The organism is Marinobacter sp. AL4B (genome assembly GCF_019916045.1).
GTDB lineage: Bacteria > Pseudomonadota > Gammaproteobacteria > Pseudomonadales > Oleiphilaceae > Marinobacter.
Map to the genome: position 1 here is coordinate 457,233 of NZ_JAILWZ010000013.1, position 13,708 is coordinate 470,940.

Annotated in this window: 14 protein-coding genes; 6 read left to right on the forward strand and 8 right to left on the reverse strand. The window is 56.5% G+C overall.

Annotated features, from left to right (window positions below; translation table 11 throughout):
• Positions 1 to 8 precede the first annotated feature (8 nt).
• The 5 genes from K5L82_RS12430 to K5L82_RS12450 all read right to left on the reverse strand — a co-directional run bounded on the left by K5L82_RS12430 (position 9) and on the right by K5L82_RS12450 (position 6,381).
• A complete protein-coding gene (locus tag K5L82_RS12430; protein WP_223134360.1) occupies positions 9 to 812 on the reverse strand; it encodes a symmetrical bis(5'-nucleosyl)-tetraphosphatase in 804 nt (267 codons plus the stop codon).
• Positions 805 to 1,635 carry a 16S rRNA (adenine(1518)-N(6)/adenine(1519)-N(6))-dimethyltransferase RsmA gene (gene rsmA, locus K5L82_RS12435; RefSeq protein WP_133007287.1) on the reverse strand — a complete coding sequence of 277 codons (831 nt, stop codon included), beginning with the start codon at positions 1,633 to 1,635 and terminating at the stop codon, positions 805 to 807. The genes K5L82_RS12430 and rsmA overlap by 8 nt, the downstream gene beginning before the upstream one ends.
• The gene (gene pdxA, locus K5L82_RS12440) at positions 1,632 to 2,642 is read right to left on the reverse strand and encodes a 4-hydroxythreonine-4-phosphate dehydrogenase PdxA (protein WP_223134361.1); all 1,011 of its coding nucleotides are present in this window, start codon (positions 2,640 to 2,642) and stop codon (positions 1,632 to 1,634) included. The genes rsmA and pdxA overlap by 4 nt, the downstream gene beginning before the upstream one ends.
• The gene (locus tag K5L82_RS12445) at positions 2,639 to 3,988 is read right to left on the reverse strand and encodes a peptidylprolyl isomerase (RefSeq protein WP_223134362.1); all 1,350 of its coding nucleotides are present in this window, start codon (positions 3,986 to 3,988) and stop codon (positions 2,639 to 2,641) included. Before K5L82_RS12445 ends, pdxA begins: the two co-directional genes overlap by 4 nt.
• A gap of 68 nt (positions 3,989 to 4,056) precedes the next feature.
• The gene (locus K5L82_RS12450) at positions 4,057 to 6,381 is read right to left on the reverse strand and encodes an LPS-assembly protein LptD (protein ID WP_223134928.1); all 2,325 of its coding nucleotides are present in this window, start codon (positions 6,379 to 6,381) and stop codon (positions 4,057 to 4,059) included.
• A gap of 239 nt (positions 6,382 to 6,620) precedes the next feature.
• On the opposite strand from K5L82_RS12450, the gene K5L82_RS12455 reads away from it, so the two are divergent.
• The 6 genes from K5L82_RS12455 to trpE all read left to right on the forward strand — a co-directional run bounded on the left by K5L82_RS12455 (position 6,621) and on the right by trpE (position 12,090).
• On the forward strand, positions 6,621 to 7,667 hold the full coding sequence (locus tag K5L82_RS12455; RefSeq protein WP_223134363.1) for an aminoglycoside phosphotransferase family protein: 1,047 nt from the start codon (positions 6,621 to 6,623) through the stop codon (positions 7,665 to 7,667).
• On the forward strand, positions 7,664 to 8,356 hold the full coding sequence (gene murU / locus K5L82_RS12460) for an N-acetylmuramate alpha-1-phosphate uridylyltransferase MurU (protein ID WP_223134364.1): 693 nt from the start codon (positions 7,664 to 7,666) through the stop codon (positions 8,354 to 8,356). Before K5L82_RS12455 ends, murU begins: the two co-directional genes overlap by 4 nt.
• A complete protein-coding gene (locus tag K5L82_RS12465; RefSeq protein WP_223134365.1) occupies positions 8,353 to 9,102 on the forward strand; it encodes a DnaJ domain-containing protein in 750 nt (249 codons plus the stop codon). Before murU ends, K5L82_RS12465 begins: the two co-directional genes overlap by 4 nt.
• A 96-nt stretch (positions 9,103 to 9,198) precedes the next feature.
• Positions 9,199 to 9,885, forward strand: a complete 687-nt coding sequence (rpe, locus tag K5L82_RS12470; RefSeq protein WP_133007672.1) for a ribulose-phosphate 3-epimerase — start codon at positions 9,199 to 9,201, stop codon at positions 9,883 to 9,885.
• The gene (locus K5L82_RS12475; protein ID WP_223134366.1) at positions 9,882 to 10,571 is read left to right on the forward strand and encodes a phosphoglycolate phosphatase; all 690 of its coding nucleotides are present in this window, start codon (positions 9,882 to 9,884) and stop codon (positions 10,569 to 10,571) included. The genes rpe and K5L82_RS12475 overlap by 4 nt, the downstream gene beginning before the upstream one ends.
• A 31-nt stretch (positions 10,572 to 10,602) precedes the next feature.
• Positions 10,603 to 12,090 carry an anthranilate synthase component I gene (gene trpE / locus K5L82_RS12480; RefSeq protein ID WP_133007280.1) on the forward strand — a complete coding sequence of 496 codons (1,488 nt, stop codon included), beginning with the start codon at positions 10,603 to 10,605 and terminating at the stop codon, positions 12,088 to 12,090.
• Between the two features lie 24 nt (positions 12,091 to 12,114).
• Here trpE and K5L82_RS12485 read toward each other — a convergent pair whose 3' ends face one another.
• The 3 genes from K5L82_RS12485 to K5L82_RS12495 all read right to left on the reverse strand — a co-directional run bounded on the left by K5L82_RS12485 (position 12,115) and on the right by K5L82_RS12495 (position 13,703).
• Positions 12,115 to 12,492 carry a nuclear transport factor 2 family protein gene (locus K5L82_RS12485; protein ID WP_223134367.1) on the reverse strand — a complete coding sequence of 126 codons (378 nt, stop codon included), beginning with the start codon at positions 12,490 to 12,492 and terminating at the stop codon, positions 12,115 to 12,117.
• 21 nt (positions 12,493 to 12,513) lie between these two features.
• Positions 12,514 to 12,939, reverse strand: a complete 426-nt coding sequence (locus K5L82_RS12490; RefSeq protein WP_223134368.1) for a group II truncated hemoglobin — start codon at positions 12,937 to 12,939, stop codon at positions 12,514 to 12,516.
• A gap of 83 nt (positions 12,940 to 13,022) precedes the next feature.
• The gene (locus K5L82_RS12495) at positions 13,023 to 13,703 is read right to left on the reverse strand and encodes an SDR family oxidoreductase (RefSeq protein WP_223134369.1); all 681 of its coding nucleotides are present in this window, start codon (positions 13,701 to 13,703) and stop codon (positions 13,023 to 13,025) included.
• Positions 13,704 to 13,708 lie beyond the last annotated feature (5 nt).

Consider the following 13,708-nt stretch of genomic DNA (forward strand, 5'->3'; position numbering starts at 1 on the left):
CTTTGGGGCTAACTGCAATCACAGTGAACTTTCTCCCCGGTGTCGAGATTCATCAGCGTCAGCACACCGCCCCATACGCAGCCGGTATCAAGGCCTATAAAGCGATCGCTGCCAGTATCCCCTTCGATGGCTGCCCAGTGGCCGAAAACCACTTGCACATCATCCTGACGTGGATAGCTGAACCAAGGGGCGTAACCTTCCGGCGCGCTGTCTGCCGATTCTTTGGCCCTTAGCTCAAGGCTACCGTCCGGCGCAATAAAACGCATACGAGTGAGGTAGTTAGTAATCACTCGCCAACGGTCCATGCCAGAGAGGGTATCACACCAACGCTCGGGCTTATTGCCATACATTTGGGTGAAGTACTCGTCGGCATCGCTACCCTGAATCACCGCTTCGACTTCGCGCGCATAAGCCACCGCCTGTTCAACACCCCAGATATGAGGCAAACCAGCGTGGGTCATCACCAGATTGCGATTAGCATCGTGGACACACAATTTTTGCTGGCGAAGCCAGTGCAGCAAGCGGTCACGATCCGGTGCTTCAAGAATGTCGTGCAGCGTGTCTTTCTTCTTTGGACTATGGCCACCCCATGCCACCGCCAACAAATGCAGGTCGTGATTACCCAGCACCACCTTGGTGGCATCGCCCAAACCCTCGAGATATCGCAAGGTCGCCAACGACGAAGGCCCCCGGTTGATCAAATCCCCGGCGACCCACAGCCGATCCCGCGAGGGCGAGAAATCGACCGAGGCCAACACATCTCGCAATCGTTCGTAGCAACCCTGAATATCGCCAATGGCGTAGTCAGTCATTACTTACCTCTTCTGCACCGCCGTTCGCCGATTTCGCATCGACCAACAAATCAGCGATTCGCACATAGTCGGCCAGGCTCAGGTTTTCCGGGCGCAGGCCGTCGTTGATATCCAGCGACTGAAGCTGCTCTACCGTTACCATCGCCCCCAGTGCCTTACGCAGGGTTTTTCGGCGCGCATTGAACGCCGTGCGCACGACCGATTGAAGGGTTTTTAAATCCTTGGCGGGGTACGGCAATTCTTTATGGGGCACCAATCGAACAATGGCAGAATCCACCTTCGGCGCCGGCCGGAAGGCTCCCGGCCCAACTTCGAACAACGGCTGCACTTTGCAGAAATACTGAGCCATGATCCCCAAACGGCCGTAGTTGTTGTCACCCGGCACCGCGGCCAAGCGTTGCACCACTTCCTTTTGCAGCATGAAATGCATGTCTTGCACCACACCGGCCTGGGCCAACAGGTGGAAAATCAGTGGGGTCGAAATGTTATACGGCAAGTTACCCACAATACGCAGCGGGCGGTCAGTGGCCAGCTGGCTAAAATCAAAACTGAGCGCGTCGGCCTCGTGGATTTTGAAATCCGGGTAGTTGAAAAACTTGGTTCTCAGTACCGGAATCAAATCCCGGTCCAGCTCAACCACCTGCAAGCGCGGGTTGATCGACAGAATTTCTTCGGTGATCGCTCCAAGCCCCGGGCCAATCTCAACGATCACGTCTTCTGGCTTCGGATTGATCGAACGGACGATCTTTTCAATCACGCCCGGATCGTGCAAAAAGTTCTGGCCGAAGCGTTTGCGGGCCTTGTGGCCATGTTGGTTACTCATTCATGCTCTCCGGCTGTAGCCGCCTGGCGGCAGCGGGCCATGTGTTCACCCACGCGAATGGCTGTGTGCAGGCTGCCAGCATCGGCTTTGCCGGTGCCAGCCAAGTCCAAAGCGGTGCCGTGGTCTACCGAGGTGCGCACAATCGGCAGCCCCAATGTAATGTTGACCGCACGGCCAAAGCCTTGATATTTCAGCACCGGCAGGCCCTGATCGTGGTACATGGCGAGTACCGCATCAGCGTCGTTCAGCCAATGCGGTGTGAATAATGTGTCTGCCGGCAGCGGGCCGGTCAGCAATATATTTTCTTGGCGAAGCTGATCCAACGTGGGCTCAATCACTTCAATTTCCTCTCGGCCTAAATGGCCACCTTCACCGGCATGGGGGTTCAGTCCGGTAACCAGAATGCGGGGCTGCTCAATACCGAAAAAAGTTTTCAGATCGGCGCTCAGAATACGCGTTACTTGCGTCAGGCGTTCCGGGGTAATCGCCGCCGATACGTCTTTCAGAGGTAAGTGAGTGGTTACCAAAGCCACCCGAAGTTCTTCGGTGGCCAACATCATCACCACGCGCTCAACGCCGCATAATTCCTGCAGAAATTCAGTATGGCCACTGAACGCAATACCGGCTTCGTTAATCACGCCTTTGTGGACGGGCGCGGTAACCATGCCATCAAAGTCGCCGCCCAGGCAGCCTTGGGCAGCCAGCGTTAGCGTATCCAACACGTATTGACTGTTACCAGTATTCAGCTTGCCCGCAGCGGTAAAATCACAACCGTCTACGTGGCAAACCGATAGGTGCCCTGCACAGGTTTCCGGCTGCATGCCCGGTTGCCAGTCGTGCAGTTGCACCGCAAGGCCCAGTTGCCGGGCCCGCTGTTCCATCAGGTTTTTGCCGGCAACCACCACAATGCCTGCAGCCCGGTTTTCACCTGCCAGCTGCAAACACAGTTCCGGCCCGATTCCGCCCGGCTCGCCGGCGGTCAGCGCCAGAATGACCGGGTTCGTCATGATGCCTCTTCGTCCTCTTCCTCGCTGCTTTCGTTCATATCAGCGTATTCGCCTTTGAATTCAATAAAGGCTTCGTCGCGGATTTCCCGCAACCAGTTCTGCAGTTCGGTTTCGAACTTGCGCATATAAATCGCCTGCCGCGCTTTCGATGCACGGCTCTCTGCCGTCACATCCTGATTCCGGCGCTCTTCCACCAAAATCAGGTGCCAACCAAACTGCGAGCGAACCGGGCCGTACACTTCGCCAACCTCAGCGTCGATCATGCCCTTCTCGAATTCTGGCACCATCTGGCCGGGGCTTACCCAACCCAGATTACCGCCGTCAGAACCGGATACCGAGTCATCGGATTCTTTACGCGCCAGCGCTTCAAAATCAGCACCGTTCTGCAACTGCTGGTAGATGTCGCGAATCTTGCGCTCAGCTTCCGCTTCGGTCACTGCCTCGGATGGACGGATCAGGATATGGCGGGCTTTATGCTGTTCAATAAAGGTTTGTTGTTCACCGCCACGCTTGTCCATCACCATCACCAGATGGAAACCACTGTTGTTTTCCAGCACTTCAGAAGGCGTACCCACTTCCAGATTCGGCACCACCGGCGCAACCAGTGAAGGCAACTGGCTTTCCGCGCGCCAGCCCATGTCGCCGCCTTCAAGGGCGTTACTGGCATCAGATTCTGCAACCGCCACTTCTCGGAAGTCTCGACCCTCCAGGATTTGTTCACGCAAACGCTCAGCTGTATCACGAGCTTCATTTACCGACGCTTCGTTACCGGGATCATCCACTTGGATGAAAATGTACGCCAACCGGTATTCAGCGCCCTGGCTGCCCGAAGCCTTCTGGGCCTGCAGGTAGTTTTCCACTTCGCGGTCGGTAATCCGAATGCGGTTCCCCACCCGGCTCTGCTGCACACGGCTGGTCAGCATCTCATTACGAATCTGCTCCCGAGCCTGCCGGTATGTTACGCCTTCCTCCGCCAGCTGCCCCTCGAACTGAGCCAGCGTCAAGCCGTTGCTGGCCGCAATATTGCCCAGGGTCTCGTTCAGCTCGTTATCGCTGATCCGCATGCCCATTTTGTCTGCCATCTGCAGCTGAACCGATTCCACAATCAACTGCTCAAGCACACGCTCTTCCAGCATCTTACGAGGTGGCAATCCGGTGCCTTGGGTGCTCAAACGACCAATGATCGTGTTCAACCGTGCTTCCAAATCGGTTTGCAGAACCACACCGTCATCGACAATGGCTACCACACGATCCAATACTTTTCGTTCCGCTTGGGCTGCCACTGACAAAGCCATCATGGTCAGTGCCAACAGCAGAGTCAGTCCGTGGCGTACAGTCGCCTTCATAGTCACCTCTTGGTTTTTAAATTCTCAGCCGCCCCGGCGAGCGTCAGGGTTAACAGCCTTAGTTCGTTTTAACGGTACGCAGTTCCAAAACGGCGGCGTTCGCGCTCGTCATAACCGTAGATCGCATCACCGATGCTGTTAGACGCCCCGCCGCTGCCACCAAGCCCTTTCAGCTCAATGCGGAAAAGCAAGCGGGTGTCCAATTGCTCGTCATCGGTCAGGTAGTTCTGGTGCACTACCTGGAAACTCCAGCAGCAGTTGTTGTATTCGAGACCCGCCAACGACCCTACCGTGCGGTCGAGTTCGGAGTCCCACACCCAGCGGCCAATGGCGCTGAGTTTATTGGTTACCGGGAATACCGTACCAATGTCGGTTTGTTCAAGTTCATCCGGGCGGCTGTAGGTGTGGCCCAGCGTGGCCAAATAGCGGTAATCCTCGGAATGGAAAATCAGCTGGCTACGTCCTTCTTCGGTTTTCTGGGTGTCGTGGTCCCACAAGCCCGAGGTACGAATTTCAAGATTGTCCAGCGGGTTCAATACCAACTCACCCGCCAGCGGCGAATTGGCTCGGTCCGACGCCCCCTCACCAAACAAATTCACTTCCCGGTCATCAAAGTAGCGAATCTGACCGACACTGATCCGTGCACGTTCAGCACCGGTGACCAGATCGTTGAAGCGACTAGTCAAAGCCACCGTCAGCTGGTTCGCATCGCCAACCCGGTCGCCGCCGTTAAAGCGGTTGCGCTCGAACAACCGATCAAATCGGAAGCTTTTGACATCGGTATCGAAATCCGGAATGTCGTTCTGATCCGCGTCGGCATCGGCCCAAGCGTAGTACAACCGCGGCTCCAATGTTTGATTGTATGGAATATCAAACAGGCTGGAGCGGCGGTCAAAATACAGCCCGTTATCCCATTCAAACACCGGTACAGTGCGATCCACACTCGCATTCGCCAGCGTGTAATCGTCCAACTCGTAGCGGGTATAATCCAGACTCACCGAAGGCCGGCTGAAACCCCACAGCGCGCGCATTGGCAATGCCACTTCCGGAATTGCCCGCAGACGATGGCCGTTAGCCTGATCCAAACCGGTCAGGTCGTCGTTATCGCGGTAGAACCAGGTGTACTGACTTTCGACTCCCGCCTGAAACGCACCTACATCCACCTCGCCAGCGTAAAGCACTTCAGGCAGCTGGGCATAAGGCTTGTTAACGTCGGCAATGCGTTCGGCAACGGTTTGGTAACCGTTCAAATAGGCATCGAAATACTGGTACTGGTCGGAATAGCTCACCCCGCCACGGCGTTGCAAATGCGTGGTTTGGTCAATTTCCAGCGAGCGGTTCAAATCGCTCAGGTAATCTTCATCCGATACGACAGAGAAATCACCGTAACCCCGCCAACCGCCTCCAAAACTGGCGCGGGTGGAGAAATCCAGCGCCCAGCGTTCTCCGTCGGCACCAACGACTTCGTCTTTGTAGGCTGGGTCATCATTGATGTACCCCAACTGCAACACGGATTCACCATACCGGCTCAGATAACGTCCTTCCGCTTCGGTGAACAGGCCACGGCCATGAATATACTGGGGCGTGAGCGTGGCATCGTAATGGGGCGCCAGGTTCAGGTAATAAGGCAGCGCGAAGAACGCACCACTACCCGCACTAGACGAGCCGAATTGCGGGTACAGAAAACCGGTCTTGCGGCGGTCATCAATGGGGAACGTAATGTAGGGCCAATAAAACACCGGCGCATCCAGCACTTCCAAACGCACATGCCTAGCCGAACCGAAGCCTTCGGCCTGATCCAACTCGATGTCGGATGCCACAATCGCCCAGTCATTCTGCCCCGGACCACAGGTGGTGAGCAGGCCATCGGTGATCAACACCTGATTTTCGTCCACCCGCGACAGCGAAGATGCCTCGCCTCGCAACTCAGACTGGTGCAGCAGGAAGGTCGCCGTGTTGATATCCAGCTGGCCGGAATCGGCCGAATAATGGGCGTTTTCACCCGTCAGCAAAAAACCTTCACCGCGGCTGACCATCGGGCCTTGCAGGCTCAACTGACCGGATTGAGTGTTATAGCGGGCTTCAGAACCGGAGGCCTGAAAACTGCCCTGACGCAGGCGCACATCGCCTTTCAGGTACAACTCTGAATCCACCTCATAGCGGGCATCCAGCGCACTGGCTTCCAAAGGCTGATCGCTTCCTGCTCCGGCGGGAAACACAGGGACCTGACCACTCGCGGAAGTAGACGGCAAATACCCGCCGCCACAAAACACTGGAACCTGTGCTTGCACGTCCGGGGGCAGCTCACTTCGGGGGCGCCAATCGATCTCCGCCGCGCTCGGGGCCTGATGACTATGTTCTTCCGCAATAGAGGCCGCTGGCGCAACTACCATTGCCAGCAAAAGCCCGGATAAACGGGGCTTAAACCACAACTGCTGACGGTAACGGCTGGGCACGACGGCAGGCTTCCTGTTTCAGATGAATGGTGACTGTTCTCAAGAACAGCTGCCTAGTTTACACGCGCCCCCCGAGCTTGTTAACGGAAACACCGCTGCAAATCCGTTTTACGCTCTTTATACTCCTCTGCTAACGTTGCTACACAACAGAACAACTCAGGAATTACCATAAAATCATGGATACCCGTCTGCAGCAGCTGACCGATTGGGTCAGGCGTTTTCCCGGTTTTGACAGCGCCAGCCCGGAACCCGTTTCCGGCGATGCCAGCTTCCGCCGTTACTTCCGGGTATGGCGGGAAACCTCCGGACAAGCGCGCACGCCGTTCATCGTGATGGACGCACCACCCGAACACGAAAACTGCGAGCCCTTCGTCGCCATCGCCAAACACTGGCACCAGCACGGCATCCACGTGCCCGACATCGCCGGCGAAGACCTCAGCAAAGGCTTCCTATTGCTGGAAGATTTCGGCGACAACCTGATGCTGGGCGCAACCACCGCAAGCAATGCCGACAACCACTACCGGCAAGCGCTGGACGAACTGGCACGCATCGCACAGCAAACTGCTCCGGCGGCCCACCCATTGCCCCACTACGACGACGCCATGCTCGACCGGGAAATGGCACTCTTCCCCGACTGGCTGCTGGAAAAACACCTTGGCCTGAACCTCAGCAATCAGGAACGAGCGCTGCTGGACACCACCTTCAGCCTGTTAAAAGAAAGCGCACTGACCGAACCGGAAGTGACCGTGCACCGGGACTACCACTCCCGAAACCTGCTGATTCGCGATGGCCAAACCGCCCCCGGTGTGATCGATTTTCAGGATGCCGTGATCGGCCCAGTCACTTACGATGCCGTTTCATTACTGAAAGACTGCTACGTCCGTTGGCCGGAAGAAAAAATTGTGGAGTGGCTGGAACACTACCGTATGGCCAGCCTGAATGCCGGCCTACACAACGCCGACCCGGAAACCTTCCGCCAGTGGTTCGAACTGATGGGCATGCAACGTCACCTGAAAGCCGCCGGTATATTTGCCCGGTTGGCGATTCGCGATGGCAAAACCGGTTATCTGGGAGACATTCCTCGAACTGTCAGCTACATCCGCGATGCCAGTGCCCGCCAGCCAGCCTTCCGCCACTTCCATGAATGGTTGTGCTGCACGGTCATTCCGGCCATTGAGAGCACAATTGGCCCGGTGCCCATCCCGGAGAAACGCTCATCGTGAAAGCCATGATTCTGGCCGCCGGCAAAGGCGAGCGTATGCGCCCACTCACGCTGACAACCCCTAAGCCTCTGCTTCGCGCCGGCGGCAAGCCGTTGATTGTTCATCATCTGAACAACCTGAAGCAGGCCGGTTTTCAGGACGTGGTGATTAACCACGCCTGGCTGGGCGAGCAAATTGAACAACAGCTCGGCAGCGGCGAATCATTCGGCGTAAACCTGCACTACTCGCCCGAAGGCGAGCCGCTGGAAACCGCCGGAGGCATCGTGCGCGCCCTGCCCCTGCTTGCTGCCGATGACGCCGAATGGTTCCTGGTGATCAACGGCGACATCTGGACAGACTTCCCACTCGGCCAATTGCAGCCACCGACCGACCCAAACTGCGATGCCGTGCTGGTGCTCACGAGCAACCCCGAACACCACCCCACGGGCGACTTCCACCTAACACCGGAAGGCCTGCTATGCTCTGAAGGCGAAACCAAACTCACCTTCACAGGCATCAGCCTGTTGCGCCGCCGCCTGTTCAACGGGCTCGACGACACCGCAGGCAAACTTGGCCCGGTGCTTCGCGATGCCATGGCACAACAACGCGTAAGAGGCTTGAAGCATTCGGGCCAATGGATTGATGTGGGCACCCCTGCCCGGCTGGAACAACTCGACACTTTGCTGACGGAAAACGCACCGCAACCATGACCAACGCGACAGGGCCGTCTTTGCCGGCAAGCATTGAATCGGTTTTCTCGGACCTGCTACACGAGCTGTCCAGTTGCGGGCATCAGGCCAACACCTTGATCGAACGCGCCCGATTGCCACGCCGCTGCCGAAAGCCGCTGTTCTTCTTTTTGGGCTACATCGCCAAAGCCGATGGCCGGGTAATGGAAGGCGACATTCGCTACGCCGAACTGCTGATGAAAGCGCTGCGCTTATCCTCGCGCCAGCGCAAAAAAGCCATCGAGCAATACCAACTCGGCAAAGACGCCAGCGGCACACCCTTACATCGTGGGCTCTGGAACCGCATCGTCGCCAAACTGTCTCCTGGCGCCGCCATCAAAATGGCCATGTGCCTGTGCCACGGCGCACAGATTCTCGGTAAGCCCAGCAAAGAACGACGCTACCGCTGTGAAGACGCCATCGACAACCTCGGCCTGCCGATGGCCGTCAGCGACGACATTTTTGCCAGCTACGCCAGCAAAGTATGGATTCGTTCCGCCAGCATCGTCGAAAAGCCCAAAAGCTACGAACAAGCCTGCGAAATACTGGGTGTTACCCGGCGGGACAGTTTCGAAACCATCAAACGCACTTACCGCAAGCGCCTGTCTACCTGCCACCCGGACAAACTCTCGCAGCAAAAACTGTCGCCTACCGAGCTGGATGCCGCCAAAGATCAGCTTCTGCGCTATCAACAAGCCTGGGAGCTGATCAAACGGCATAACCGTTAACAAAACCACATCCCTCGCGCTGCGAAAACCAGCAACAAGCTGATAGACTTACAAGCTTTGACAGCTGCCGTAATTCACCTGACCGAGAGTGCGCCGATGAACCCTTTCCTGATTGCTCCGTCTATCCTCTCCGCCGATTTCGCCCGCTTGGGTGAGGAAGTCGATAACGTATTGGCCGCGGGTGCCGACGTGGTGCACTTCGACGTGATGGACAATCACTATGTACCCAACCTCACCATCGGCCCCATGGTGTGTGAAGCCTTGCGCAAGCACGGCGTTACCGCCCCCATCGATGTACACCTGATGGTGTCTCCGGTGGACGACCTGATCCGCATGTTCATCGATGCCGGTGCCAGCTACATCACCTTCCATCCGGAAGCTTCCAGCCATGTTGACCGCTCTCTGCAACTGATCCGCGATGGCGGCTGTAAAGCCGGGCTGGTATTTAACCCGGCCACGCCACTGAGCTATATGGATTACGTGATGGACAAACTCGACATGGTGCTGATGATGTCGGTTAACCCGGGCTTCGGCGGCCAGAAGTTTATCCCCGGCACCCTCGACAAACTGCGGGAAGCCCGCAAGCGCATCGACGACAGCAACTACAACATCCGTTTGGAAATCGACGGCGGCGTTAAAGTTGACAACATTCGTGAAATTGCAGAAGCCGGTGCCGACACCTTCGTGGCCGGTTCTGCCATTTTCAACACTTCGGATTACAAGGCCACCATCGACGCCATGCGCGAAGAACTGGAACAGGCCCGCAAGGTTATAGGCGGATGAGCTTAAAGGGACTTTTTAACCACCGGTGGCCAGCCGCAGCGCTGTTTGACCTAGACGGCACACTGGTTGACAGTGCGCCGGACCTGGCGGCTGCCGTTGATGATATGCTCACCAAACTGGGCCGAAGCCCGGCCGGGCTTGCCAATGTGCGCAGCTGGGTGGGCAATGGCGCCAGTATTCTGGTGCGCCGCGCACTGGCCGGCAAAACCGATTGGGAGCCTGCGTCGCCAAAAGACGATGCCCTGCACCCGGATGCACTGAACATTTTCTACCAGAGCTACGCTGAACTGAACGGCCGCCACGCGGTGGTATTCAAAGGCGTGTTCGAATGTTTGGATCACCTCAAAGCCAACGGCTGCCGCATGGCCGTGGTCACCAACAAGCCCGATCAGTTTGTTGCGCCCTTGTTGGAACAAACCGGACTGGCGCCCTATTTCGAACTGTTCGTGGGTGGTGATACCTTAGCGGTGAAGAAACCAGACCCGGCTCCGTTGCTGCATGCCATGGAAAAACTGGGCAGTACCATCGGCACCACGGTGATGGTGGGCGATTCCACGGCAGACGTAAACGCGGCTCTGAAAGCAGGCATGCCCTGCGTCGCTGTGCGCTATGGTTACAACTTCGGCGCTTCCATCGACAGCCTTGGCGCCGATGCAGTAGTAGATTCGCTGACCGAGCTTTTATAAACACGCAGACCCGAATTCAGGAAACGACAAAATGACACCTGAGCACTTCTCCAGACTGGCCCAAGACGGCTACAACCGTATCCCGGTGTACCGCGAAGTCCTGGCGGATCTGGACACACCTCTGAGCACCTACCTGAAACTGGCCAGTGGCCCGTATTCCTATCTGTTCGAATCTGTTCAGGGTGGTGAGAAGTGGGGCCGGTACTCCATCATCGGCCTGCCCTCACGAGAAGTGCTGAAAGTCTACGATCACCGCATCGAAGTTAGCCAGAACGGCAAGGTAGTGGAACAAGCCGACGTGGAAGACCCACTCGTTTTTGTGGATCAATACCAGAAGCGCTTCAACGCACCCGATCTGCCCGAGCTGCCTCGCTTTAACGGCGGGCTGGTGGGCTACTTCGGTTACGACACCGTGCGCTACATCGAGAAGCGCCTGCGCAAGAGCTGCCCGCCCGACAAAATCGGCACCCCGGATATCCTGCTGATGGTGTCGAATGAAATCGTGGTGTTCGACAACCTGCGTGGCAAGCTGCACCTCATCGTGCACGTAGACCCGGCGGTTGAAGGTGCCTACGAACAGGCACAGGCCCGCATCGACGAACTGGAAAACCAGCTGCATCGCACCACCGCTGATGCACCTCGCACGCCAGAGCACCTGCGCGGCAAAGAAGTGGACGAGAGCGATTTTGTTTCCGGTTTCTCGCAGGACAAATTCGAAGCGGCTGTGGATAAAATCAAAGGCTACGTGCTGGACGGCGACGTGATGCAAACCGTCATCTCCCAACGCATGTCGATTCCCTTTGAAGCACCGCCACTGAACCTGTACCGCTCGCTTAGGGTGCTTAACCCGTCGCCATACATGTACTTCCTCGATCTGGACGATTTCCACATTGTGGGCTCGTCACCGGAAATTCTGGCACGGGTAGAAGACGAAGAAGTGACCGTGCGCCCTATCGCCGGCACCCGCAAACGCGGCGTCACCGATGCCGAAGACAACGCACTGGAAAAAGAACTGCTGGCCGACCCAAAAGAAATCGCCGAGCACCTGATGCTGATCGACTTGGGCCGCAACGACGCTGGCCGGGTATCCGAAACCGGCACCGTGCGCTTAACCGACAAGATGATAGTGGAACGCTACTCCCACGTGATGCACATTGTCTCCAACGTCACCGGACGCTTGGACAAAGACACCAGCTGCCTGGACGTACTGCGCGCCACTCTGCCAGCAGGCACCTTGAGCGGCGCCCCGAAGATCCGGGCAATGGAAATCATTGATGAGCTGGAACCGGTAAAACGGGGCGTATACGGCGGGGCTGTGGGCTACTTGTCGTTCAACGGCAACATGGATACGGCCATCGCGATCCGCACCGCCGTGATCAAAGACAACACCCTGCACATTCAGGCGGGCGCCGGCGTAGTCGCCGACTCAGTACCTCGTCTGGAATGGAAAGAAACCATGAACAAGGGCCGGGCCATTTTCAAAGCCGTCGCCATGACCTACAACGACTACGACCACTAAGGCCCGGTACGAATTACCTGCCGATCAGTTCGCTGACGGCAGGTTTCCTCCCAACATATTCTCGACCACTGCGGCGTTATAAAAGGTTTCCACGGTTTGAATCTTTTCGTCCCGAACCCGGAACCAAACCGCCAACCGCACATCGCCAATCTGCTCGAAGTAGGTTTGGTAGTCCAGAATCGCATACACATGCTCGCCATCGGCACTGAGTTGGCGCAGCAATAGATCTTTCTGGATGGCCACCATACCGAACTGGTAAGACACCATGTCATCTCGATTCAGAAAACGCATGTTCGGGCCGACATACTCAAAGCCCTCTTCAGCCAGCAGCGTTTTTGCTTTTTCCAGGCGCTGGCCACTTACGTCAGCGATAAATTGCGCCACAATCTCTTTCGGCTGCATGACTCAAAACTCCGATTTTTATTAGCGTGAAATAGGTGCACTACAGACACTTCGAATTCGCTCAGCGGGCACCCAAAGCTGCTTGATCAAATACACCTTGAACGACTCATCGAACGGCTGATCGGCCACGGCTTTTTGCATACACCGCATCCAGGCATCGCGATCTTCTTCACCCACGGGCAAATGCCGATGAACCATCGGAATGTTGATGCTACCGAAATGTTCTGCAAAAAGCCTTGGCCCGCCTAGCCAGCCCGACAAAAAGTAAGCCAATTTGGTGCGGGACTCGGTTAAATCCGGCCGGTGCATCGCCAGAATCTGCCGCGCCTCCGGCAGCGTTTCCATGTAATCGTAAAACGCATTCACCAACCGGGTAATACCTTCCAGCTCCCCGGCGGCGCGGTAGGAGGTATCACCCTGGCCGTATTCAAGTATTACCGTGCTCATATAGCTTTAACTCTAATGTAAGAAGCTGCCAAGAGCACTCTACTACAGTTCTGACAGGCTAATACACTCGACCATTGAACCTACTATCGAGTCGGCATCAACGTAATTTCGCGAACATCGCATCTCGGGTTGGCAGACATCGCATACACAACCGCATCCGCCACATCGCTGGCATCCAGCTTGTCCGGCTTGGCTTCATCGAAAAAGGGCGTATTCACCATGCCCGGGCAGATGGTGGTACACCGGCCGTTCCATTCCCTCATCTCGGCTGCCAGGTTCTGACCGAAGCCGTAAGCAAACCACTTGGAGGCACCATACACAGAGCCTTTCAGCGTGATCTTCCCGGCCACGGAGCTGGTGATAATGAAGTGCCCTTGAGTTTCTTTTAAGGAGGGCAAACTGGCTTTGGCCGTATACAACAGCGCATTAATGTTCACATCCAGCATGGTCTTCCATTCATCGGGATCGCCGTTTTCAATGCCGGGAGAGTTCACGCCGGTACCAGCATTCGCGAACACCACATCGATTCGGCCAAACGCTTCTTTGGCCTTTTCCACGACATGGGTAATTTCGTCCAGCTTGGAGACATCGGCCGTAACTGCCAAGACCTTGTCGTCACCCCACTTTTTGACCATTTCATTGAGCTTATCGGTGCTTCGCGCCGTAATAACAACTTTATGCCCCGCTTCGATCACCTTCTCAACGGTGGCAGCACCAATACCACTGGACGCGCCAGTGATCAGAACGATTTTTTCATCTTTCATTGCTG